Raw genomic sequence first — 21,034 nt, 5'->3', positions numbered from 1 at the left:
CCCTGTATCCCCTCAGTCGCCCCTTACGCTCCCGCCTTCTCGCGGGCGAACAGCTCGCGGAAGACCGGGAAGATCTCCCGGCGGGAACGGACGCGGCGCATCGCCAGCGGACGTTCCGGGCTCTGCACCTGCTTGTAGGTGCGCCAAAGCTCGGTTTCGCGGCCCAGTGCCGACAGGCCCATATTGTGTTCCGCCGCCACCTCGATGTAGGCGAAATACTGGCACATCGGCAGGATCACGTCGCGCAGCAGGGTCGCCGACTTGGCGTTGTCCGACGACATGTTGTCGCCGTCCGACGCCTGGGCGGCATAGATGTTCCATTCATTGTGCGGGTAGCGCTCCTGCACCACCTTCTGCATCTCCTCCAGCGCGGTGGACACCACGGTGCCGCCGGTCTCGGTGGAATAGAAGAAGGTTTCCTCGTCCACCTCCTTGGCCTCGTGGGTGTGGCGGATGAAGACGATGTCGACCGACCGGTAGCGCCGCCGCAGGAACAGGTACAGCAGCATGAAGAAGCGCTTGGCCAGATCCTTCATGTGCTCGGTCATCGAGCCGGACACGTCCATCAGGCAGAACATCACCGCCTGGGCGATCGGCTTCGGCACCGTCTCGAACCGGTTGTAGCGGACGTCGATCGGGTCGATGAAGGGAATCCGGCGCGAGCGCAGGACGATGTGTTCCAGCTGTTCGCGCAACGCCTGGATCTGCGTGGCGTCCTCGCCGGCCTCCTCGGCCTCGCGCAGCATCTCCTCCAGTTCGCGGATCTCGTCGCGCTTCGGGCGTTTCAGCGCGATGCGGCGCGACAGGCTGTTCCGCATGGTGCGGACCAGGTTCAGGTTGGCGGGCGACCCCGACACCGAATAGCCGGCCCGCGTCAGCGTGTGCGATTCCGACTGCTTGACCTTCTGCTTCACCAGATCGGGAAGCTCCAGATCCTCCAGGAAGATGTCGAGGAACTCGTCGCGCGACAGGACGAAGCGGAACTCGTCCTCGCCCTCGCCGTCGGCGCTGCCCTCGCTGCCGCGGCCACCGCCGCCGCCGTCCGGGCGCTGGATGGTGTCGCCTTCCACATATTCCTTGTTGCCGGGCACGACATAGTCGCGCACCCCGCCTTGGGCAGCACGGTGGAAGGACGGTTCGCGCACGCCGCCGGCGGCGATCGTCACCTTCTCGCCGTTCTCGATATCCTGGATGCCCCGTTTTCCCGAGGCGTCGCGGACCGCCTTGACAACCTGTTCCTTGGCACGGCGCAGGAAACGCTGGCGGTTGGCCAGGCTCTTGCCCTGCGGGTTCAGGCGACGGTCGATGATGTTCATCAAGGGGCTGGCCCTCCCACCCGTTTCGTCACGCGGCCTTAGGATCCTGACAGCTTTCTATGACAGTGGGGTTGCCGCGGGGCGTTGCAACACCCCGCCCCGCGGCAATTAAGCGTCCCCCCGGTCCAGCTGTCCCGACCCGCCGGCCTCAGCCCGCCTGCTTCACCCGCATGTACCACTCGACCAGCCGGCGGACCTGTCGCTCGGTGTAGCCGCGGGTCATCATGCGCGAGACGAACTCGGTGTGCTTCTTCTCGGTGTCGCCGTCCTTCTTCGAGCCGAAGCTGATGACCGGCAGCAGGTCCTCGACCTGGCTGAACATCCGCTTCTCGATCACCTCGCGGATCTTCTCGTAGGAGGTCCAGGACGGGTTGCGGCCGGAATTGGCCGCCCGCGCCCTCAGCGCGAACTTCACCACCTCGTTGCGGAAGTCCTTCGGGTTGGCGATGCCCGCCGGCTTCTCGATCTTGGTCAGCTCCTGGTTCAGCAGCTCGCGGTTCATCAGCTGGCCGGTGTCGGGATCCTTGAAGTCCTGATCCTCGATCCAGGCGTCGGCATAATCGACATAGCGGTCGAACAGGTTCTGGCCGTAGTCGGAGTAGGATTCCAGATAGGCCTTCTGGATCTCGTTGCCGATGAACTCGGCGTAGCGCGGGGCGAGTTCGGCCTTGATGAACTCGACGTATTTCTTCTCCGTCTCCTCCGGGAACTGTTCGCGGCGGATCGCCTGCTCCAGCACATACATCAGATGCACCGGATCGGCCGAAATCTCGGTCGAGTCGTAGTTGAAGGTCGAGGCGAGCACCTTGAAGGCGAAGCGGGTGGAGATGCCGCCCATGCCCTCGTCGACGCCGCCCTGGTCCTTGTACTCCTGCATCGACTTGGCCTTGGGATCGGTCTCCTTGACGCTCTCGCCGTCATAGACCCGCATCTTGCTGTAGACGCTGCTGTTCGGATGCTCGCGCAGCCGCGACAGCACCGAGAAGCGCGCCAGCATCTCCAGCGTCGCCGGCGCACAGGGCGCGGTCGACAGGTCGGAGCCGTTGACCAGCTTCTCGTAGATCTTCTGCTCCTCCGCCACCCGCAGGCAGTAGGGGACCTTGATCACGCAGATGCGGTCGATGAAGGCTTCGTTGTTCTTGTTGTTCTTGAAGGTCTGCCACTCCGCCTCGTTGGAGTGGGCCAGGATCACGCCCTGGAAGGGAATGGCGCCGATGTTCTCCGAGCCGACATAGTTGCCCTCCTGCGTCGCGGTCAGCAGGGGGTGCAGCATCTTGATCGGCGCCTTGAACATCTCGACGAATTCGAGCATGCCCTGGGTCGCCCGGTTCAGGCCGCCGGAGAAGCTGTAGGCGTCGGGATCGTTCTGGCTGTAGATCTCCAGCTTGCGGATGTCGACCTTGCCGACCAGCGACGAGATGTCCTGGTTGTTCTCGTCGCCCGGCTCGGTCTTGGTGACGCCGATCTGGCGCAGCTTGCTGGGGTGGAGCTTCACCACCTTGAAGCGGTTGATGTCGCCGCCGAACTCGTCGAGGCGCTTGACCGCCCACGGGCTCATCAGTCCGGTCAGGCGGCGCTTGGGAATGCCGAAGCGCTCCTCAAGCTCGTCGCCGATCTCGTCCGGGTTGAACAGCCCGAGCGGGCTTTCGAAGGTCGGGCTGATCTCCTTGCCGGCCTTCAGCACATAGATCGGGCATTTCTCCACCAGCGACTTCAGCCGTTCCGCCAGCGACGACTTGCCGCCGCCGACCGGGCCCAGCAGGTAGAGGATCTGCTTGCGCTCCTCCAGCCCTTGTGCTGCGTGCCGGAAGAAGCCGACGATCCGTTCGATCGTCTCTTCCATGCCGTAGAACTCGGAGAAGGCGGGATAGACCTTGATGGTCCGGTTCATGAAGATGCGGCCCAGGCGCGGGTCGCGGGCCGTGTCGACCACCTCCGGTTCGCCGATGGCGGCGAGGATGCGTTCGGAGGCCGAGGCGTAGGACATCGGGTCGTCGCGGCACAGCTGGAGATAGTCCATCAAGGACATCTCGGTTTCGCGGCGGGTCTCGTAATTCTGCGTGTAGCGCGTGAACAGTTCGTCGGCCGGGAACATTCGTCGCTCCGTCTTATCTGGTCCGATGCGCCGGGGGGCCGCCGGTGGCTGCGGCGGCAGGGCGCGGCGCATGCCGCGATCCAAGGGGCACTCCAGGGAAGGCGCGGACCGCGCAGGGTCCGCAGCCTCCCCGCTCAGCGATAGAAGCCAGCGGTCTGGTGTAAGGAACGGTCCTGTGAAGGCCGGGAGAGGTCCGTCTCGTGACGCGGCGACCCCCGAACGAGTCATTTTTGAATGTAATGCTCCACCTGGAGCTTTCCAGGCACTCAGGCTCCATAGCCGGAAAGCCCGCGGTGAAGCTGGCCTCAGCCATAGGACCTAGGTCCTGCGGCCGGTGTGGGTGCGGCGAGCGCACCTGCTCAACCCACGCGCGTATCGGCCGCGCATGCGTCGGAAGGTTCGGGGAAAGAGGTGTGACGGTGTCGAAAGGTGACGGCGTGGAACCGGCGGCAATCGTCGTTGCCCGTCCGATCGGGAAGAACTGCCCAGTGCGATGCGACCCAAGCGGGTTCCATCGGGCGCTCCTTGTCACGCCATCGGCCTCCTCAAGCAGACGCGCCGCCTCGACCAAGCACGGCGCAGGGATTTACCGTCGATACTGAACTCCAAACCTTAACAATATCCGGTTGAGAGACTTGCGGTCTGCCGCAGTGTCGGCCACGGCCTCGCAACAGATCCCCCAACACTTCCTTGAGGTCATGTTGCGTCCCAATCGTGCCCATCAACAAGGCGGAAATTGGGTGAGGATGGGGCGCCAACGCGGCACGGTGGAGGGTTACCGCTGGATTACCGAATTGTTTCAATGGCTTGGCACGCTTGCCACGGGGTGGGAAATTTTGAAGGCAGGCCTGCGGCCCCCGCTTGCCCCCAGTGGCGGCAGCAATCTCCGGCGGCAAGCCGGAGTTTCGCACGGTGCCGGCAGCCCTTCCGCCGGACAGCCTCTCAGCATGGCCTCTCAGGCCGGCTGCCAGCCCTTCACCCCGATGCTCAACGCCTCGCGCAGGGTCGCAGGGGTGACGGGCTTGGCCAGCACCGCGTGGGCGCCGCTGTCGCGCGCCTGCGCCTTGCGGTCGTCGTCGACCCGGCCGCTCATGAACACGACCGGCAGGCTGCTGTGGCGCGACTCGCCGCTGGTGCGCAGAGCGCGGACAAAACCGAATCCGTCCATCGGCTGCATTTCCACATCGCACAGCACCAGGTCGGGCGCGTGGGCGGCGACCACCGCCAGTCCCGACTCGCCGTCGGCGGCCTGATGGACCGCCTTGACGCCCAGCGTGCCCAGCATCTTCGCCAGCACCATGCGGGTGAAGGATTCGTCTTCGACCACCAGGACCGACAGGGCGCCGAACGGCGTCCCCGTCTCGCCTGACGTCTTGCCTGCCGCAGCGCTCTCAGCCGACCGGTCAGTCATCACGCCCCGCCCTTTCGCTTGAGCGACCGGCCGGCGGAATGCTGCCGACGGTCATTTCGTGACCCGACCTGTGTACGATGGCAACCAGGGACGCGCAAGATGTCCAAATATACGAGGGTGCACACGGCCCTGGCTCATGCCCTGGCCCATGCTCTGGATGAGCGGTTGCACCGGCCCGTCCGCCCCGCTTAGATGGACGGCATGAGCTTCCTCGATCACATCCGCGCGTGCAACGCGCACGACCTGTCCGGCTTCCGCCCGTTCGAGCTGGACGGCCACACCGTGGGCTGGGTGCGCCATGCCCTGGCCGAGGCGCTGCCCGGGGTCGATCCCGGCTTCGTCGTCACCGCCGACCGGCTGACCATCGCGCCCGAGATCCGGGATTTCGAGGCGCGCTCCACCCTGCTCGACCATGCCGCCGCCTATCTGGTGGAACAGGGAACGGTCAAGGCGCTGCGCGGCGAATATTACCCGGTCCTGCCGCGCTGGGGGGCGGAGCCGCTGGCCCGGCTGGACCGTGCCGCCGTCGGTGCCTTCGGGATCGAGGCCTACGGCCTGCACATCAACGGCTTCGTCCGCGACGACTCCGCCGGTAATGGGGCCGGCGGACTTCTGCTATGGATCGGCCGGCGCGCCAAGGGCCGCGAGGTGGCACCGGGCCAGCTCGACAACCTGATCGCCGGCGGCCAGCCCATCGGCCTGAGCCTGGCCGAGAATCTGGAGAAGGAGGCGGCGGAGGAGGCCGGGCTCGACGCCGAGACCGCGCGGCGCGCCGTGCCGGTCGGCGCCATCAGCTACACCATGGAGACGGCGGCCGGGCTGAAGCGCGACCGCCTGTTCGTCTACGATCTGGAGCTTCCGCCCGGCCTCACCCCCGTCAACACGGATGGCGAGGTGGAGAGCTTCGAACTCTGGCCGCTCGACAAGGTGGCGGAGTCGGTGCGCGGCAGCGGCGAGTGGAAGTTCAACGTGACCCTTGTGGTGGCCGATTTCCTGATCCGCCATGGCCGGCTGACGCCGGAAAACGATCCCGACTATCTGGAGATCGCCCGCAGCCTGCGGCGGTAAGCCCGGCGCTTCGCCGGCCGGGTGCCTATCCGGACAAACAAAAGGCCCCGCCTCTTGCGAGAGCGGGGCTTTTTTTCTTCCGGCCGCGGCGGCGCCCGGTACCCTGGTACTGGAGGCGGTTACTGGGGCAGCGGCTGCGGGCTGTCGGCCAGCGAGCGCAGGTAGGCGACGACGGCCGCGCGGTCGTCATCCTTCTTGAGGCCGGCGAAGGTCATCTTGGTGCCCGGAGCATAGCCCTTCGGGTCATAGAGGAACTTGTTCAGCTCGTCATAGGTCCAAGTACCCCCGGTCTTGACCAGCGCGTCGGAGTAGGCGAAGCCCTGCATGTGGCCCTTCGGACCGCCGACGATTCCGAACAGGTTCGGACCGACCTTGGCGGCGCCGCCCTTGTCGAAGCTGTGGCAGGCCGCGCAGGCCTTGGCCACCTTCTGGCCGGCCTCCGGGCTGGCGGCGGCGAGCAGCGGCGCGATCGGCGCCGGACCGGTGGGAGCGGCACCCTTGTCGGCGGGCGCGCTGGCCCCCTCGGGCGTCGCGACGACATAGACGCTCTTTTCGAGCGGCTTAGAATGAACCAGCACCTTGGACGCGAATCCGGCCAGCATCGCGATCAGCCCGGCCAGCAGCACGGCGCCGAAAACCTTGTTCCACTCCATGCTCATTGATGAGCCCCTTTGTTCCCTAATTTCAGTACACTCGGCGTTTCTCCCGCCCGCGGCTGAACGCGCCGCGGCTACCATAGCCCGCGGTCCGAAGCTTCTCATAGCCCGGCGGACCGCGAAAAAAGGTCGCATACAAATTTGTCGCAGTCACCAACCACTTAATTTGCTTGCGCATTACGCTGCATCGCAAAGCAGCCGGAAGGCAGGCGCTGCGGCCCCCTGGCGGCTCTCGCACCGTCCGACATGCCATCGCCCGATGCCGCCCCTTGACGCCGCCCCGGCGTCCGTGGTTCACCCGCGCCAGAAAAGCGTCACGAATCCAAGCGTCCCGATTCCCTGACCCACCGGACCTTCCCACCGGAGTTTCCGCGCCATGCCGACCGCCGCCCCCGCCAGCATCTCCGTCGCCCGCCCGGCTAACCCGGTCGTGGTGATCCCGGCACGCATGGCCTCCGTCAGGTTGCCCGGCAAGCCGCTGGCCGACATCCTCGGCGCGCCGATGATCGTCCATGTGCTGCGCCGCGCCATGGAGGCGGAGATCGGCCCGGTGGTGGTCGCCTGCGCCGAGCCTGAGATCGCCCGCGCGGTCGAGGCCGCCGGCGGCACCGCGGTGCTGACGCGCCCCGACCATCCCTCGGGCTCCGACCGCATCTTCGAGGCGCTGCAGCTGATCGACCCGGAGGGGCGGCACGATGCGGTGGTGAATGTGCAGGGCGACCTGCCGACCATCGAGCCGGAGAGCGTGCGCGCCGCCTTCGCCCCGCTGGCCGACCCGGAGGTCGACATCGCCACCCTGGTGGCCGAGATCACGCGGGAGGAGGAGCGGACCAACCCCAATGTGGTGAAGGCGGTGCTGGAGCTGCCGGCCGGAGCCCGCCAGGGCCGCGCGCTCTATTTCACCCGCGCCACCGCGCCGACCGGCGACGGGCCGCTCTACCACCACATCGGTCTCTACGCCTACCGCCGGGCGGCGCTGGAGCGGTTCGTGTCGCTGCCGCCGTCGGTGCTGGAGCAGCGCGAGCGGCTGGAGCAGCTGCGCGCCCTGTCGAACGGCATGCGCATCGACGCGGCGGTCGTTGACGCGGTTCCGCTGGGTGTCGATACTCCCGCCGACCTGGAGCGCGCCTGCGCCCTCCTCTCCAGCCGTCAAGCCGGCTGACATCCGACACAGTCGGTCTTTTATTCAAGATCCGCCGGGGGAATTCCGCTCATGGGCACGTCCAACATCATCGCCTTCCAGGGCTTCCCCGGCGCCTATTCCGATCTGGCCTGCCGCAACGCGCGGCCGACCATGACGACGATGCCCTGCGCCACCTTCGAGGACGCCTTCTCCGCCGTGCGCGACGGGCGGGCCTCGCTGGCGATGATCCCGGTGGAGAACTCCATCGCCGGCCGCGTCGCCGACAACCACTATCTGCTGCCCGAAGGCGGCCTGCATATCATCGGCGAGCATTTCCAGCGGGTGAATCACCAGCTGCTGGCGCCGAAGGGCGCCACGCTGGACAGCATCCAGACCGTGCGCAGCCACATCCAGGCGCTGTCGCAGTGCCAGACCGCCATCCGCGGCCTGGGCCTGCAGGCGATCAACCATGCAGACACGGCCGGCGCCGCGAAAGAGATCGCGGCGATGAACGACCCGCGCCATGCCGCCATCGCCTCTTCGCTGGCCGCCGAGATCTACGGCCTCGACATCCTGAAGAGCGGGATCGAGGACGCCACCCACAACACCACCCGCTTCCTGATCCTGGCGCGCGAGCCGAAGCTGCCGGCGCTGGGCTCCTGCAAGACCATCACCACCTTCGTCTTCCGTGTCCGCAGCGTGCCGGCCGCGCTCTACAAGGCGCTGGGCGGCTTCGCCACCAACGGCATCAACATGACCAAGCTGGAAAGCTACATGGTCGGCGGCCACTTCACCCAGACCCAGTTCTACGCCGACGTCGAGGGCCATCCCGACGAACGCCCGCTGCGCCTCGCCCTGGAAGAGCTGGATTTCTTCGCCCGCGAGGTGAAGATCCTGGGAGTCTATCCGGCCAACCCCTTCCGCTATCAGGAAAGCCAGCGCGTCGGCGAGGACTGACGCTTTCCCGCAACGCCGCAAGTCTTTTCGCAGTTGCCGCAAGTCACGCGTCATTCCGCCGCAGTGACGCAACTTAGCCTTGGCCGCGTCCGGCCGGCGCTGGGCAAGATTAGCTGAAGTTGTTATACAGGAAGCACCGGCAAGCGCCGGTTCCACAAGGGGCCGATTACAACAAACACCACGGCGGCTGACGGGTGAGACCCCGCCGACGGCCATGGCGCCACGGATGGAGGTTGCCATGCTCACGATGGAAGATTGTCTGGGATTGGCCGATCTGGAGGCGGACGAGGTGGCGCAGATCGCCGCCCACGAACATATCCCCTTCATGGCCGCGCTGGAAAAGGGCGCCTCGCTTCTGCATGAACCCTGGGGCGATGCCGCCGTCCGCCAGATGGTCTGGGACAACCTGTGCTGCGCCACCTGCCGCAGCGCGGCCGAAACGGCCTCCCTGATGATGCTCTACAACGACACCTGCACCCGCCACCCCAACCCCTTCGACCGCCGCCGCTCCCCCACGCGTGCGGTGGGGGTGCAGCAGCGGCATTAGGAAGGGTGTCCACCCTTGCCCAGGATGACCGGCCTGACATCGTGTGCTACGCTTGGCAATATCTCAATTTCTGCTCTACGTCAGGCCGACCATGCGCATCATCCGAGGCATGTCCACGCCGCGTCCGGAGCCACCCGCTCCGGCGACCAAGCTCGCATCCGACCCGCCGGACAGCGGACTTTACGACGAGGACTTCGTCGCCTGGATCGAACGTCAGGCGGCGCTGCTTCGTTCGGGTACACTTACCGCACTGGATCGCGCCAACCTCGCCGAAGAGCTGGAGGATATGGGTAAGGCCAAGCGGCAGGAACTGCGCAACCGGCTTGAAGTGCTGCTCACCCATCTCCTCAAGTACCAGTTTCAGCCGGGCATGCGCACCGGCAGTTGGCTTGGAACCATCGGTGAACAGCGCCATCGCATCGAAGACGTGGTGGAGGAAAGCCCGAGCCTGCGCCCATTGCTTGCCGAATTGCTGGAGGATGCGAAGCTCTACAAGCGGGCCGTCCAAAAGGCATCGCTGGAAACCGGCTTGCCCGCCGGCACCTTCCCGACGGTCAGTCCCTATGGCAGGGAGGCGCTGGACGAGCGTTACTGGCCCGGCCCCGGCCCGCATCCGGACCTCGACTGACATGCCGAGGTCCGAAGATCGCGGTCTGAAGTCCGACATGACCCTGATGAAGTGGATGCTTGGCTTCGTGCTTGCCTTTCAGATCGGCATCTTCGTGAAGCTGTTCATCCACTGATCCCTCACCCCTCCGCCATCCATTCCCGGATCAGGCGGTGGGCGATCGAGTCGGGCCGGGCGAGGCGGAAAGTCTCGTCCGGGGTGTGGCTGCGCAGGAAGTCGCGGTCGAACCAGCGGGCGCTTTCCAGCTCGTCGTTGCCGGTGTCGATGTCGAAGCTGGTGGCCCGCGCGGTGAAGCCCAGCATCAGCGAGGATGGGAAGGGCCAGGGCTGCGACGAGCGGTACCGGATGTCCGTCACCGTCAGCCCGACCTCCTCGAACACCTCGCGGGCGACGGTGTCCTCCAGGCTTTCGCCCGGCTCAAGGAAGCCGGCCAGCACCGAATGCATGCCGGGCGGGAACCGGCTCTGCCGGCCCAGGACCGCCCGGTCGCCGCCGTCATGGACCAGCATGATCACCGCCGGGTCGGTGCGCGGGAAATGGTGGGTGGCGCAGCCGGGGTTGGTGCAGAGCCGGACATGCCCGCCCTCCGCCGTCGCCGCCGGGGAGCCGCAGACGCCGCAGAAGCGGTGGCGGGCATTCCACCACACCATGCCGCGGGCATAGGCGCACAGCGCCGCCTCGCCTTCCGGCATCAGCGGGCCGGTGACGCGCAGATCCTCGAACCGGCCATGGCCGCGCAGGGCCGGCAGCGCGTCCGGGTCCTCGACCATCGACAGGTCGACGGTGAACACCGGCGTGCCGTCCATCAGGCCGAGAAAGATCGGCACCGCGTCCAGCCCCTCCGCCGGCAGCAGGACGGCGCGGGGCGCATCCTCCGGACCGGCGACGAAGCTCTTGGTCTGCCAGATCGGCAGGACGCGGGACGCGGGGGCGAGCCAGGCCTCCGTCAGCCAATCCTCGTCCTTGCGGCGGAGGGAGGCGCGGTCGATGGGCGCGGCGGCGTAGATGTTGGGTCGGTTCGTCATGGCCCGTCGAGGCTGCCACAAGCCGGGCCGGGCGCAAAGCCCTGCCGGCGGAGGAGCTGCCCGGCGGAAACCGCGGCCTCTCCTCAAGCAGAGCCGGGGCGCTTTCGGGTTTCCGGGGCGGGCACACGCCGTTAGGATGCGGCAACCCTATCGACAGAAGTCTCAAGGAGCGACCATGACCGAACCCTGCCCCGCCCCGATGGTGGCGCTCGCCCAGCGGTTGGCCGACTCCAGCGGCAGCGTGGTCCGCCGCTATTTCCGCACTCCGGTCGCCATCGACGACAAGGCCGACGCCTCGCCGGTCACCATCGCCGACCGCGAGGCGGAGCACGTCATCCGCACCATCATCGAAAGCCAGCGCCCCGACGACGGCATCTATGGCGAGGAGCACGGCACCAAGAACCTGGACGCCGAATGGGTGTGGGTGATCGACCCCATCGACGGCACCAAGTCCTTCATCACCGGCCGGCCGATCTTCGGCACGCTGATCGCCCTGCTGCACCATGGCCGCCCGGTGCTGGGCATCATCGACCAGCCCATCGTCGGCGACCGCTGGATCGGCGTCGAAGGCCGCCCGACCACCCACAACGGCCAGACGGTGCGCGTGCGCCCCTGCCCCGGCGGGCTGCCTGCCGCCATGTTCGGCACCACCTCGCCCGACCTGTTCCCCGGCAGCGATTACGAGGCCTACCGCCGCGTCGCCGCCAAGGTGAAGACGGCGTCCTACGGCGGCGACTGCTACAGCTACGGCCTGCTGGCGTCGGGCTATTACGACCTCGTCGTCGAGTCGGGGCTGAAGCTGTACGATTTCGCGGCCTTGGTGCCGGTGGTGACCGGGGCCGGCGGGCTGATGACGGATTGGGAGGGCAAGCCGCTCGACGCCAACTCCACCGGCCGGGTGATCGCCGCCGGCGATCCGCAGACCCACCGTGACGCCATGGCGACGCTGGCCGGTTGAGGGAAGCGCCATGACCGCCATCTCCCCTCCCGCCCGTTCCGTTTTTGAAACGTCCCCTGAAAAGCTGCGGCCCTTCCTGGAAGGGCTGGCGGCGCGGGTGTCGGGCGGGTCGAACTGGATGGTGCGCAAAAAGACCGTCTGCGACCTGCTGCTGGGGCTCGACGCCTTCTTCGCCCTGCCGGCGGCCGAACGCAGCGCCCTGATGGCCGACGGCGGCGCCTCCCCCGACCTCGCCGAGGCCGAGGGCAAGACCGACGGCGGGCCGGAGGATTTCCGCAAGGTCCTGCCGCTCTATGTCGGCGCCATCCTGGAAGGGATGCAGGAGACGGTCATTGCGTCCCCGGAACAGGCGGCGATCTATCTGCTGTCGATCCATCCGGAACATCAGGCGGCGGCGGAGGCCTGGATGCTGGCTGACCCGCGCAACGGAAAGTCGGTGCGCAAGCTGATGCGGACCGACCGCCGCTATCGCCAGTTGATGGACCGCATGGCCGACCATTGGCGCGCGGCGCGAAGCAACTGACCTGAGAACCGGAATTGCGCCCGGAATTGCGCTTGACCGGAGAGCGGGCGTGGCAATCTAACCAGAACGTCCGCACCCCACACAGGACCGCCGATGCGCCGCCTTCTCGTCCTTGCCGCCACGATCCTGACGCTGTCGACATCGGCGATCCTGGCGCCAGCGCAGGCCGCCACCCGGACCGTCACCGCGCTGAAGCAGTTCGGCGAGCCGCAGTTCCAGCCCGGCTTCACCCATTTCCCCCACGTCAATCCCGACGCGCCCAAGGGCGGGTCGGTCGGGCTGGCCGAATCGCAGCCGGGCACCTACGACAGCCTGAACACGCTGATCCTGCGCGGGGTGCGTCCGCGCACGCTGGGGCTGATCTCCGACACGCTGATGGTCGGGTCCGGCTGGGAGCTGGACGCCGCCTACGCCCACATGGCGGAAAGCGTCGAGGTGCCGGACGATTTCGGCTGGGCGATCTTCACGCTGCGCCAGGGCGCCCAGTGGCATGACGGCACGCCGATCACCAGCGCCGACGTGGTCTTCACCTGGGATGCGATCCAGGCCCATGGCGCGCCCTTCATCAAGTCCTTCCTCGACCGCACCGCCAAGGTGGAGGCGCTGGACGACCGCCGCTTCAAGATCACCCTGACCGGCACGGGGGAGATCAAGCCGATCATCGACTTCGCCACCACCTTCTCGCCGCAGCCAAAGCATTGGTGGACGGCGCAGGGGCGCGACATCTCCAAGACGACGCTGGAGCCGGTGCTGGGCAGCGGTCCCTACCGGATCAAGACGGTCGATGCCGGCCGCTCCATCACCTACGAGCGGGTCGCCGACTGGTGGGCGAAGGATCTGCCGACCGCCCGCGGCTTCTACAATTTCGACACCGTGAAGGACGACTTCTACCGCGACGACGACGTGATGTTCGAGGCGTTCAAGGCCGGCGCCTATGATTTCCGCGGCGAATACCGGGCGCAGCGCTGGACCACCGGCTACGACTTCCCCGCCATTAAGGACGGCCGGATCCGGAAGCTGGAGGTGCCGAGCGAGTTGCCGCTGGGCGCCCAGGGCTTCCGCCTGAACACCCGCCGCGACAAGTTCGCCGACCCGCGCGTGCGAGAGGCGCTGGCCCTGCTGTTCGATTTCGACTGGATCCAGAAGAACATCCTGTACGGCCAGTACAAGCGGACGCTCAGCAACTTCCCCAACTCCGACTTCGGCGCCAAGGGACCGCCCGGCCCGGCGGAGCTGGCGCTGCTGGAACCCTTCAAGGCGCAGCTGTCCGAGCGGCTGCTGACCCAGCCCTTCACCCTGCCGACCACCGACGGCAGCGGCAACAACCGCGCCCAGGTGCGCGAGGCGACCCGCCTGTTCAAGGAGGCCGGCTGGGAGGTCCGCAACGGCAAGCTGACCAACGGCAAGACCGGCGAGGTGATGGCGATCGAGTTCCTCGACGGCACCGGCGCGCTGACCCGCGTCATCCAGCCCTATGTCGAGAGCCTGCGCCGCGTCGGCATCGACGCCTCCCTGCGTCTGGTCGATACCGCGCAGTATCAGGCACGGCTGGACGAGTTCGATTTCGACTCGATCATCGTCAACCTCGCCTTCTTCACCCCGCCGGGCACCGAGCTGCGCGGCTATTTCGGCTCGGCCGCCGCCGGTCTCAAGGGATCGGCCAACTATTCCGGCATCCATGACCCGGTGGCCGACGCGCTGATCGAAAAGGCGCTGGGGGCCAAGGATCTCGACTCGGTGCAGGCCGCCACCCGCGCGCTCGACCGCGTGTTGCTGTGGGGGTTCTACATGGTGCCGCAATGGCACAACCCGGAAAGCTGGATCGCCCACAAGGCGTGGCTGGCCCATCCCGCGGTCTGGCCGAAATACGATCAGGACTATCGCAGCACCAATTTTCCGGCGACCTGGTGGGTCGATCCGGCTGTCAAGGCGGCGCAGCCTTGATGACGCCCCATTGCGGCGCTAACTCCATCAAGCTGAACGCTTTTCGAGAAAATGAGCGAGGGAGGGGATCGGGCATGACGGGTCGGATGCGGTGTCTGGGCACCGGTATGGCGGCGGCGGTGATGATGGCGGCGGCGCTTCTGCCGGCATCCCCGGCCGCGGCTCAGGACCAGGGCAAGACCGGGGGCAGCCACGCCCTGGCCCTGCACGGCACGCCGAAATACGGGCCGGACTTCCAGCATCTCGACTATGCCAATCCCGACGCCCCGAAGGGCGGCGAGGTCAAGCTGATGGCCTTCGGCGGCTTCGACAATCTGAACCCCTTCATCCTGCGCGGACAGGCCGCCGCCGGGGCCGGGCTGGTGTTCCAGACCCTGACCACCAGCAACGGCGACGAGGCGATCACCGAATACGGCCTGCTGGCCGAAAGCATCGAGGTCGCGCCCGACCGCACCTGGGTCGCCTTCACCCTGCGGCCGGAGGCCCGCTTCCACGACGGCCAGCCGGTCACGGCGGACGACGTGATCTGGAGCTTCGACACGCTCAAGGAAAAGGGCCACCCGCTCTACCGCACCTATTACGCTGACGTAACGAAGGCGGAAAAGACCGGCGAGCGCACGGTCAAATTCTCGTTCCGGGATGGCAACAATCCCGAACTTCCAGTCATCATGGGCCAGTTGCCGGTGCTGCCCAAGCACGCCTTCGCCAACCGCGATTTCGCCACCACGACGCTGGAGCCGCTGATCGGCAGCGGCCCCTACAAGGCGGTGGACGTGCAGCCCGGCCGCGCCATCACCTATGAGCGGGTCAAGGACTGGTGGGCGAAAGATCTGCCGATCAACCGCGGCCGCTACAATTTCGACCGCATCCGCTACGACTATTACCGCGACCTCGACGTCGCCTTCGAGGCGTTCAAGGCCGGCGCCTTCGATTTCCGGCTGGAGAACTCGTCGAAGAACTGGACCACCGGCTACAACGTCCCGGCGGTGCAGAACGGCCAGATCATCAAGGAGGAGATCAAGCACGAGGACCCGCAGGGCATGCAGGCCTTCGTCTTCAACATCCGCCGCCCGGTCTTCCAGGACCGCCGCGTGCGCGAGGCGCTGAATTACCTGTTCGACTATGAATGGACGCGGGCCAACCTGTCCTACGGCCTGTACCAGCGCACCAAGAGCTATTTCGCCAACACCGAACTGGCCTCCACCGGCCTGCCCTCGCCCGAGGAGCTGAAGCTGCTGGAGCCGTTCCGCGGCCAGATCCCGGACGAGGTGTTCACCAAGCCCTACGAGCCGCCGAAGACCGACGCCAGCGGCAACATCCGCGGCAACCTGCGCACCGCGCTGGGCCTGCTGAAGGACGCCGGCTGGGAGTTGAAGAACGGCAAGCTGGTGAATGCGCAGGGCCAGCCCTTCCGCTTCGAGTTCCTGCTGGTCCAGGCCGACATGGAACGCATCGTCCAGCCCTTCGTCCGCAATCTGGAGCGCGCCGGCATCGAGGCGCAGATCCGCGTGGTCGACAGCGCGCAGTACCAGAACCGCACCGATAATTTCGATTACGATATGATCATCGAGCGCTTCCCGCAGTCGTTGTCGCCCGGCAACGAACAGCGCGACTACTGGGAATCCTCGCGTGCCGACCAGCCCGGCAGCCGCAACTCGATCGGCATCAAGAACCCGGCCATCGACAAGCTGGTGGAGACGCTGATCGCCGCCCCCGACCGCCCGTCGCTGATCGCCGCCACCCGGGCGCTCGACCGTGTGCTGCTGTGGAACTGGTACGTCATCCCGCATTGGCACGACACGGTGTACCGCGTGGCCTATTGGAACCGTTTCTCCCATCCCACGGTTGCCCCAAAGTACGGCCTGGGCTTCCCGGACAGCTGGTGGATCGACGCGGACAAGAACGCGAAGCTCGCCAACAGCGCACGCCGCACGGGACCGTGAACCACGCTCTGGTCTAAGCTGTCGTTTCCTTGAGGATTGGGGAGGGTCGGGACACCCGCGATGCTGGCCTACATCATCCGCCGCCTGTTGCTGATCATCCCCACCCTGTTCGGGATCATGGTGATCAATTTCCTGATCGTGCAGATCGCCCCCGGCGGCCCGATCGAGCAGATGATCGCCCGCGTCCAGGGCACCGCGGTGGAGGCGACCTCGCGCATCGGCGGCAGCGCCGGCGGCGACGCCAACGCCGCCCAGCGCCAGAACCAGACCGGCGGCGACAGCGGCGGCAAGTACCGTGGCGCCCAGGGGCTGGATCCCGCCTTCATCAAGCAGCTGGAGAAGGAGTTCGGCTTCGACAAGCCGCTGCACGAACGCTTCATCCACATGATGTCGAACTACATCGTGTTCGATTTCGGAACCAGCTACTTCCGCGACCGCCGCGTCGTCGATCTGGTGCTGGAAAAGATGCCGGTGTCGATCTCGCTCGGCATCTGGACGACGCTGATCGTCTATCTGGTCTCCATCCCGCTCGGCATCGCCAAGGCGGTGCGCGACGGCCAGCCCTTCGACGTCTGGACGTCCGGCGTCGTCATCGTCGGCTACGCCATCCCCAGTTTCCTGTTCGCGGTGCTGCTGATCGTGGTGTTCGCCGGCGGGCGCTATCTCGACTGGTTTCCCTTGCGCGGTCTGGTCTCGGACAATTGGGGCAGCCTGCCCTGGTACCGCCAAGTGCTCGACTATTTCTGGCACATGGCGCTGCCGGTGTTCTCCATGGTGATCGGCGGTTTCGCCGGCCTGACCATGCTGACCAAGAACTCCTTCATGGAGGAGATCGGCAAGCAGTATGTGATCACCGCGCGGGCCAAGGGCCTGACCGAGAACCGCGTGCTGTACGGCCATGTCTTCCGCAACGCCATGCTGATCGTCATCGCCGGCTTCCCCGGCGCCTTCATCGGCATCCTGTTCACCGGCGCCATGCTGATCGAGGTGATCTTCTCGCTCGACGGGCTGGGGCTGCTGGGATTCGAGGCGGCGATCAACCGCGACTATCCGGTGATGTTCGGGACGCTCTATTTCTTCACCCTGCTGGGGCTGATCATGAATCTGGTCGGCGACATCACCTATGTGATGGTCGATCCCCGCATCGACTTCGACTCGCGGAGGGTGTGATGACTCCGCTGACCCGGCGCCGGCTGGCCAATTTCAAGGCGAACCGCCGCGGCTTCTGGTCCTTCTGGATCTTCCTGGTGCTGTTCATCGTCTCGCTGGGGGCGGAGTTCATCGCCAACGACAAGCCGCTGCTGATCGAATACGAGAACCATTATTACTGGCCGGTCTTCCACACCTACCCGGAGACCACCTTCGGCGGCGAGTTCGAGACCGAAACCGACTACCGCGATCCCTATGTCCGCGACCTGATCGCCGCCAAGGGCTGGATGGTCTGGCCGCCGATCCCCTACAGCTACCGCACCATCAACTACAATCTGCCGGTCCCCGCACCCGCCCCGCCGTCCGCCGACAACTGGCTCGGCACCGACGACCAGGGGCGCGACGTGGTGGCGCGGCTGATCTACGGCTTCCGCATCTCGGTGCTGTTCGGTCTGGTGCTGACCGTCTTCTCCTCGGTCATCGGTGTCGCGGCCGGCGCGGTCCAGGGCTATTTCGGCGGGCTGACCGACCTGTTGTTCCAGCGCTTCATCGAGATCTGGCAGGGGCTTCCCACCCTGTTCCTGCTGATCATCCTGGCCAGCGTGGTGACGCCGACCTTCTGGTGGCTCCTGGGGCTGCTTCTGCTGTTCTCCTGGACGGCGCTGGTCCATGTGGTGCGGGCGGAGTTCCTGCGGGCGCGCAACCTCGACTATGTGCGCGCTGCCAAGGCGCTGGGCGCCGGCGACGTCACCATCATGGTGCGCCATGTGCTGCCCAACGCCATGGTGGCGACGCTGACCTTCATGCCCTTCATCCTCAATGGCTCCATCACCACCCTGACCGCGCTGGATTTCCTCGGTTTCGGCCTGCCGCCCGGCTCGCCGTCGCTGGGCGAGCTGCTGGCCCAGGGCAAGGCCAATCTCCAGGCGCCCTGGCTCGGCCTGACCGCCTTCTTCGTGCTGGCGATCATGCTGAGCCTGCTGATCTTCATCGGCGAGGCGGTGCGCGACGCCTTCGACCCGCGCAAGACCATCGCCCAGATGTCCACCGCGCTGCCCGGCGAGGCCGCCGCGGCCACCGCGGCGCGCAAGGAAGCGGCGGAATGACGATGACGACCGTGAAGAGCCCGACATGAGCCTGATGCCCCCCAACCCCGACCTGCTGTCCGTGCGGGGTCTGCGCGTCGATTTCCGCTCGGGCGCCGGTGCCACGCAGGCCGTCAAGGGCGTGTCCTTCGACATCCAGAAGGGCGAGACGCTGGCGCTGGTCGGCGAATCGGGCTCCGGCAAGTCGGTGACGGCGCTGTCGATCCTGCAGCTGCTGCCCTATCCGATGGCGCACCACCCCGCTGGCTCGATCCGCTTCCGCGACACCGAGCTGCTGGGTGCCGAGGAGAAGACCCTGCGGCAGGTGCGCGGCAACCGCATCGCCATGATCTTCCAGGAGCCGATGACCTCGCTGAACCCGCTGCACAGCATCGAGCGGCAGATCAACGAGACCCTGTTCCTGCACAAGCGCCTGTCGACCGCCGCCGCCCGCGCCCGCACGCTGGAGCTGCTGCGCCTCGTCGGGCTGCCCGACCCGGAAAAGCGGCTGACCGCCTACCCGCACGAGCTGTCGGGCGGCCAGCGCCAGCGCGTGATGATCGCGATGGCGCTCGCCAACGAGCCCGACCTGCTGATCGCCGACGAGCCGACGACCGCGCTCGACGTCACCATCCAGGCGCAGATCCTGGCGCTGCTGAAGGATCTGCAAAGCCGCTTCGGCATGGCGCTGCTGCTGATCACCCACGATCTGGGGGTGGTGCGCAAGATGGCGGACCGCGTCTGCGTGATGAACCAGGGCGAGATCGTCGAGCAGGCCAAGGTCGACGACCTGTTCATCCGCCCGCGCCACGCCTACACGAAGAAGCTGCTGTCGGCCGAGCCGCGCGGCAACCCGCTGTCGCCGCCCGAGGATGCGGCGGAGGTGATGGCCGCCGATAGGCTGAAGGTCCATTTCCCGATCAAGAAAGGCCTGCTGCGCCGCACCGTCGGCCACATCAAGGCAGTGGACGGCGTCGATGTCGCGGTCCGCCGCGGCCACACCGTCGGCGTCGTCGGCGAATCGGGGTCGGGCAAGACGACGCTGGGCCTCGCGCTGCTGCGCCTGCACGCCAGCCAGGGCGCCATCCGCTTCGACGGCACCGACATCCAGGGCTGGCAGCCGAAGCGCCTGCGGGGCCTGCGCCGCGAGATGCAGATCGTCTTCCAGGACCCCTACGGCAGCCTGTCGCCCCGCCTGTCTGTCGGCCAGATCATCGGCGAGGGGCTGGGCATCCACGGCATCGGCGACGCCAAGGAACGCGAGGCGATGGTCGCCCGCGCGCTGGAGGAGGTCGGCTTGCCGCCGGACGCGCGCAACCGCTACCCGCACGAATTCTCCGGCGGCCAGCGCCAGCGCATCGCCATCGCCCGCGCCCTGGTGCTGAAGCCGAAATTCGTCGTGCTGGACGAGCCGACCTCGGCGCTCGACATGTCGGTGCAGGCGCAGATCGTCGACCTGCTGCGCGACATCCAGGCCCGCCACAACCTCGCCTATCTGTTCATCAGCCACGATCTGCGGGTGGTGCGGGCGCTGTCCAGCCACGTCATGGTGATGAAGGACGGCAAGGTGGTCGAACAGGGGCCGACCCAGCGCATCTTCGAGGAGCCGCGCGAGGAGTACACCCGCGCCCTGCTCGCCGCCGCGTTGAACCTGGAGGCGGTAGAGTCGCCGGCGGTGCGGACGTAGGGCGGGCGTGATCCCCAGGGTGCGGGAGTTGTCGACAAGATCTCCACGGATTTCACGGATTGGGACACGGATTTCACGGATGTCGCGGCCCAAGGCCGCACCCCTTCGTGAAGGGCCGAAGCGCCGCCAAGTTCAAAAAAAATCCGTGAAATCCGTGTCTAAATCCGTGAAATCCGTGGAAGGCCCGCCCACCGAAACCACAGCGTCCGGGACGACCTGCCACCACGCCAAGGGCTTTATCCCGGACTGCTCCCTCGGGTAGGGTACCGCTCCCTTCGCACAGACCGACGCCGCCGCCATGACCGACACCGCCCTGCAAGCTGCCGCCCGCCTCGCCGAAGCTGTCCGCTCTGGCGACCGCCGCGCGCTGGCGCGGGCGATCACGCTGATCGAATCGACGCGTGCCGACCATCGCGCCACCGCCGAAGCGCTGCTGGAGGCGCTGCTGCCCCATACCGGCAACTCGGTGCGACTCGGCATCTCCGGCGTGCCGGGGGTCGGCAAGTCGACCTTCATCGAGGCGTTCGGGCTGCATGTCATCGGGCTGGGGCACAAGGTCGCGGTGCTGGCGGTCGATCCGTCGTCGCAGCGCACCGGCGGCTCGATTTTGGGCGACAAGACCCGGATGGTCGACCTGTCGCGCGATCCAGCCGCCTTCATCCGCCCCTCCCCCGCCGGTGCGACGCTGGGCGGCGTGGCGCGCCGCACGCGCGAGGCGATGCTGGTCTGCGAAGCCGCCGGCTTCGACGTGATCGTGGTGGAGACGGTCGGCGTCGGCCAGTCGGAGACCGCGGTCGCCGACATGGTCGACCTGTTCATGCTGCTGCTGCTGCCGGCCGGCGGCGACGAGCTGCAGGGCATCAAGAAGGGCATCGTCGAGTTGGCCGACCTCGTCGTCGTCAACAAGGCCGACGGCGAT

General features: G+C 66.9%; 18 protein-coding genes. 13 read left to right on the top strand and 5 right to left on the bottom strand.

Annotation, left to right across the window (positions count from 1 at the left end):
• Positions 1 to 23: 23 nt before the first annotated feature.
• From TSH64_RS12630 to TSH64_RS12620, 3 genes are all read right to left on the bottom strand, one after another.
• Complete coding sequence (locus TSH64_RS12630; protein ID WP_109445397.1) at positions 24 to 1,316, bottom strand: YeaH/YhbH family protein; 1,293 nt, start codon at positions 1,314 to 1,316, stop codon at positions 24 to 26.
• 148 nt (positions 1,317 to 1,464) lie between these two features.
• Positions 1,465 to 3,411, bottom strand: coding sequence for a PrkA family serine protein kinase (locus tag TSH64_RS12625; RefSeq protein WP_098739016.1), 1,947 nt, complete (start codon positions 3,409 to 3,411; stop codon positions 1,465 to 1,467).
• A gap of 955 nt (positions 3,412 to 4,366) precedes the next feature.
• Positions 4,367 to 4,822, bottom strand: coding sequence for a response regulator (locus tag TSH64_RS12620; protein ID WP_247872910.1), 456 nt, complete (start codon positions 4,820 to 4,822; stop codon positions 4,367 to 4,369).
• Between the two features lie 201 nt (positions 4,823 to 5,023).
• Between TSH64_RS12620 and TSH64_RS12615 the strand changes: the two genes are divergently transcribed.
• Positions 5,024 to 5,890, top strand: coding sequence for a DUF4743 domain-containing protein (locus tag TSH64_RS12615; protein ID WP_109452595.1), 867 nt, complete (start codon positions 5,024 to 5,026; stop codon positions 5,888 to 5,890).
• A 119-nt stretch (positions 5,891 to 6,009) separates the two neighbouring features.
• On the opposite strand, the gene TSH64_RS12610 is transcribed toward TSH64_RS12615, so the two are convergent.
• The gene (locus tag TSH64_RS12610; RefSeq protein ID WP_109445395.1) at positions 6,010 to 6,549 is read right to left on the bottom strand and encodes a cytochrome c family protein; all 540 of its coding nucleotides are present in this window, start codon (positions 6,547 to 6,549) and stop codon (positions 6,010 to 6,012) included.
• Between the two features lie 373 nt (positions 6,550 to 6,922).
• On the opposite strand from TSH64_RS12610, the gene TSH64_RS12605 reads away from it, so the two are divergent.
• The 4 genes from TSH64_RS12605 to TSH64_RS12590 all read left to right on the top strand — a co-directional run bounded on the left by TSH64_RS12605 (position 6,923) and on the right by TSH64_RS12590 (position 9,801).
• Positions 6,923 to 7,708, top strand: coding sequence for a 3-deoxy-manno-octulosonate cytidylyltransferase (locus TSH64_RS12605; protein ID WP_109445394.1), 786 nt, complete (start codon positions 6,923 to 6,925; stop codon positions 7,706 to 7,708).
• A 51-nt stretch (positions 7,709 to 7,759) separates the two neighbouring features.
• Positions 7,760 to 8,626 (top strand): prephenate dehydratase, encoded by an 867-nt coding sequence (locus TSH64_RS12600; protein ID WP_098739012.1) that lies wholly within the window; start codon positions 7,760 to 7,762, stop codon positions 8,624 to 8,626.
• Positions 8,627 to 8,864: 238 nt separating this feature from the next.
• A complete protein-coding gene (locus tag TSH64_RS12595) occupies positions 8,865 to 9,173 on the top strand; it encodes a hypothetical protein (RefSeq protein WP_109452593.1) in 309 nt (102 codons plus the stop codon).
• Positions 9,174 to 9,264: 91 nt separating this feature from the next.
• The gene (locus tag TSH64_RS12590) at positions 9,265 to 9,801 is read left to right on the top strand and encodes a DUF29 domain-containing protein (RefSeq protein WP_247872909.1); all 537 of its coding nucleotides are present in this window, start codon (positions 9,265 to 9,267) and stop codon (positions 9,799 to 9,801) included.
• 119 nt (positions 9,802 to 9,920) lie between these two features.
• On the opposite strand, the gene nudC is transcribed toward TSH64_RS12590, so the two are convergent.
• Positions 9,921 to 10,826: an NAD(+) diphosphatase gene (gene nudC / locus TSH64_RS12585; protein WP_109445393.1), complete on the bottom strand. Its 906-nt coding sequence runs from the start codon at positions 10,824 to 10,826 to the stop codon at positions 9,921 to 9,923.
• Positions 10,827 to 11,001: 175 nt separating this feature from the next.
• On the opposite strand from nudC, the gene hisN reads away from it, so the two are divergent.
• The 8 genes from hisN to meaB form a co-directional block, all read left to right on the top strand.
• Entirely contained in the window at positions 11,002 to 11,784 is a 783-nt protein-coding gene (gene hisN / locus TSH64_RS12580) for a histidinol-phosphatase (RefSeq protein WP_109445392.1), read from the top strand.
• Positions 11,785 to 11,794: 10 nt separating this feature from the next.
• Positions 11,795 to 12,307 carry a hypothetical protein gene (locus TSH64_RS12575; protein WP_109445391.1) on the top strand — a complete coding sequence of 171 codons (513 nt, stop codon included), beginning with the start codon at positions 11,795 to 11,797 and terminating at the stop codon, positions 12,305 to 12,307.
• Positions 12,308 to 12,400: 93 nt separating this feature from the next.
• Positions 12,401 to 14,251 (top strand): extracellular solute-binding protein, encoded by a 1,851-nt coding sequence (locus TSH64_RS12570; protein WP_109445390.1) that lies wholly within the window; start codon positions 12,401 to 12,403, stop codon positions 14,249 to 14,251.
• Positions 14,252 to 14,325: 74 nt separating this feature from the next.
• Positions 14,326 to 16,194, top strand: coding sequence for an extracellular solute-binding protein (locus TSH64_RS12565; protein WP_109445389.1), 1,869 nt, complete (start codon positions 14,326 to 14,328; stop codon positions 16,192 to 16,194).
• A 60-nt stretch (positions 16,195 to 16,254) separates the two neighbouring features.
• Entirely contained in the window at positions 16,255 to 17,364 is a 1,110-nt protein-coding gene (locus tag TSH64_RS12560) for a microcin C ABC transporter permease YejB (RefSeq protein WP_109445388.1), read from the top strand.
• On the top strand, positions 17,364 to 18,449 hold the full coding sequence (locus TSH64_RS12555; protein ID WP_109445387.1) for an ABC transporter permease: 1,086 nt from the start codon (positions 17,364 to 17,366) through the stop codon (positions 18,447 to 18,449). Before TSH64_RS12560 ends, TSH64_RS12555 begins: the two co-directional genes overlap by 1 nt.
• Positions 18,450 to 18,474: 25 nt before the next feature.
• Positions 18,475 to 20,115 (top strand): ABC transporter ATP-binding protein, encoded by a 1,641-nt coding sequence (locus TSH64_RS12550; protein WP_109445386.1) that lies wholly within the window; start codon positions 18,475 to 18,477, stop codon positions 20,113 to 20,115.
• A 298-nt stretch (positions 20,116 to 20,413) separates the two neighbouring features.
• Positions 20,414 to 21,034: methylmalonyl Co-A mutase-associated GTPase MeaB (gene meaB, locus TSH64_RS12545; RefSeq protein WP_109452589.1), on the top strand; the 621-nt coding region annotated here is incomplete at its 3' end.

It is taken from the genome of Azospirillum sp. TSH64 (assembly GCF_003116035.1).
In the GTDB taxonomy this organism is placed as follows: Bacteria; Pseudomonadota; Alphaproteobacteria; order Azospirillales; family Azospirillaceae; genus Azospirillum.
The sequence above is the reverse complement of the archived record's forward strand: the minus strand, read 5'-3'. Positions and strand labels throughout refer to the sequence as shown.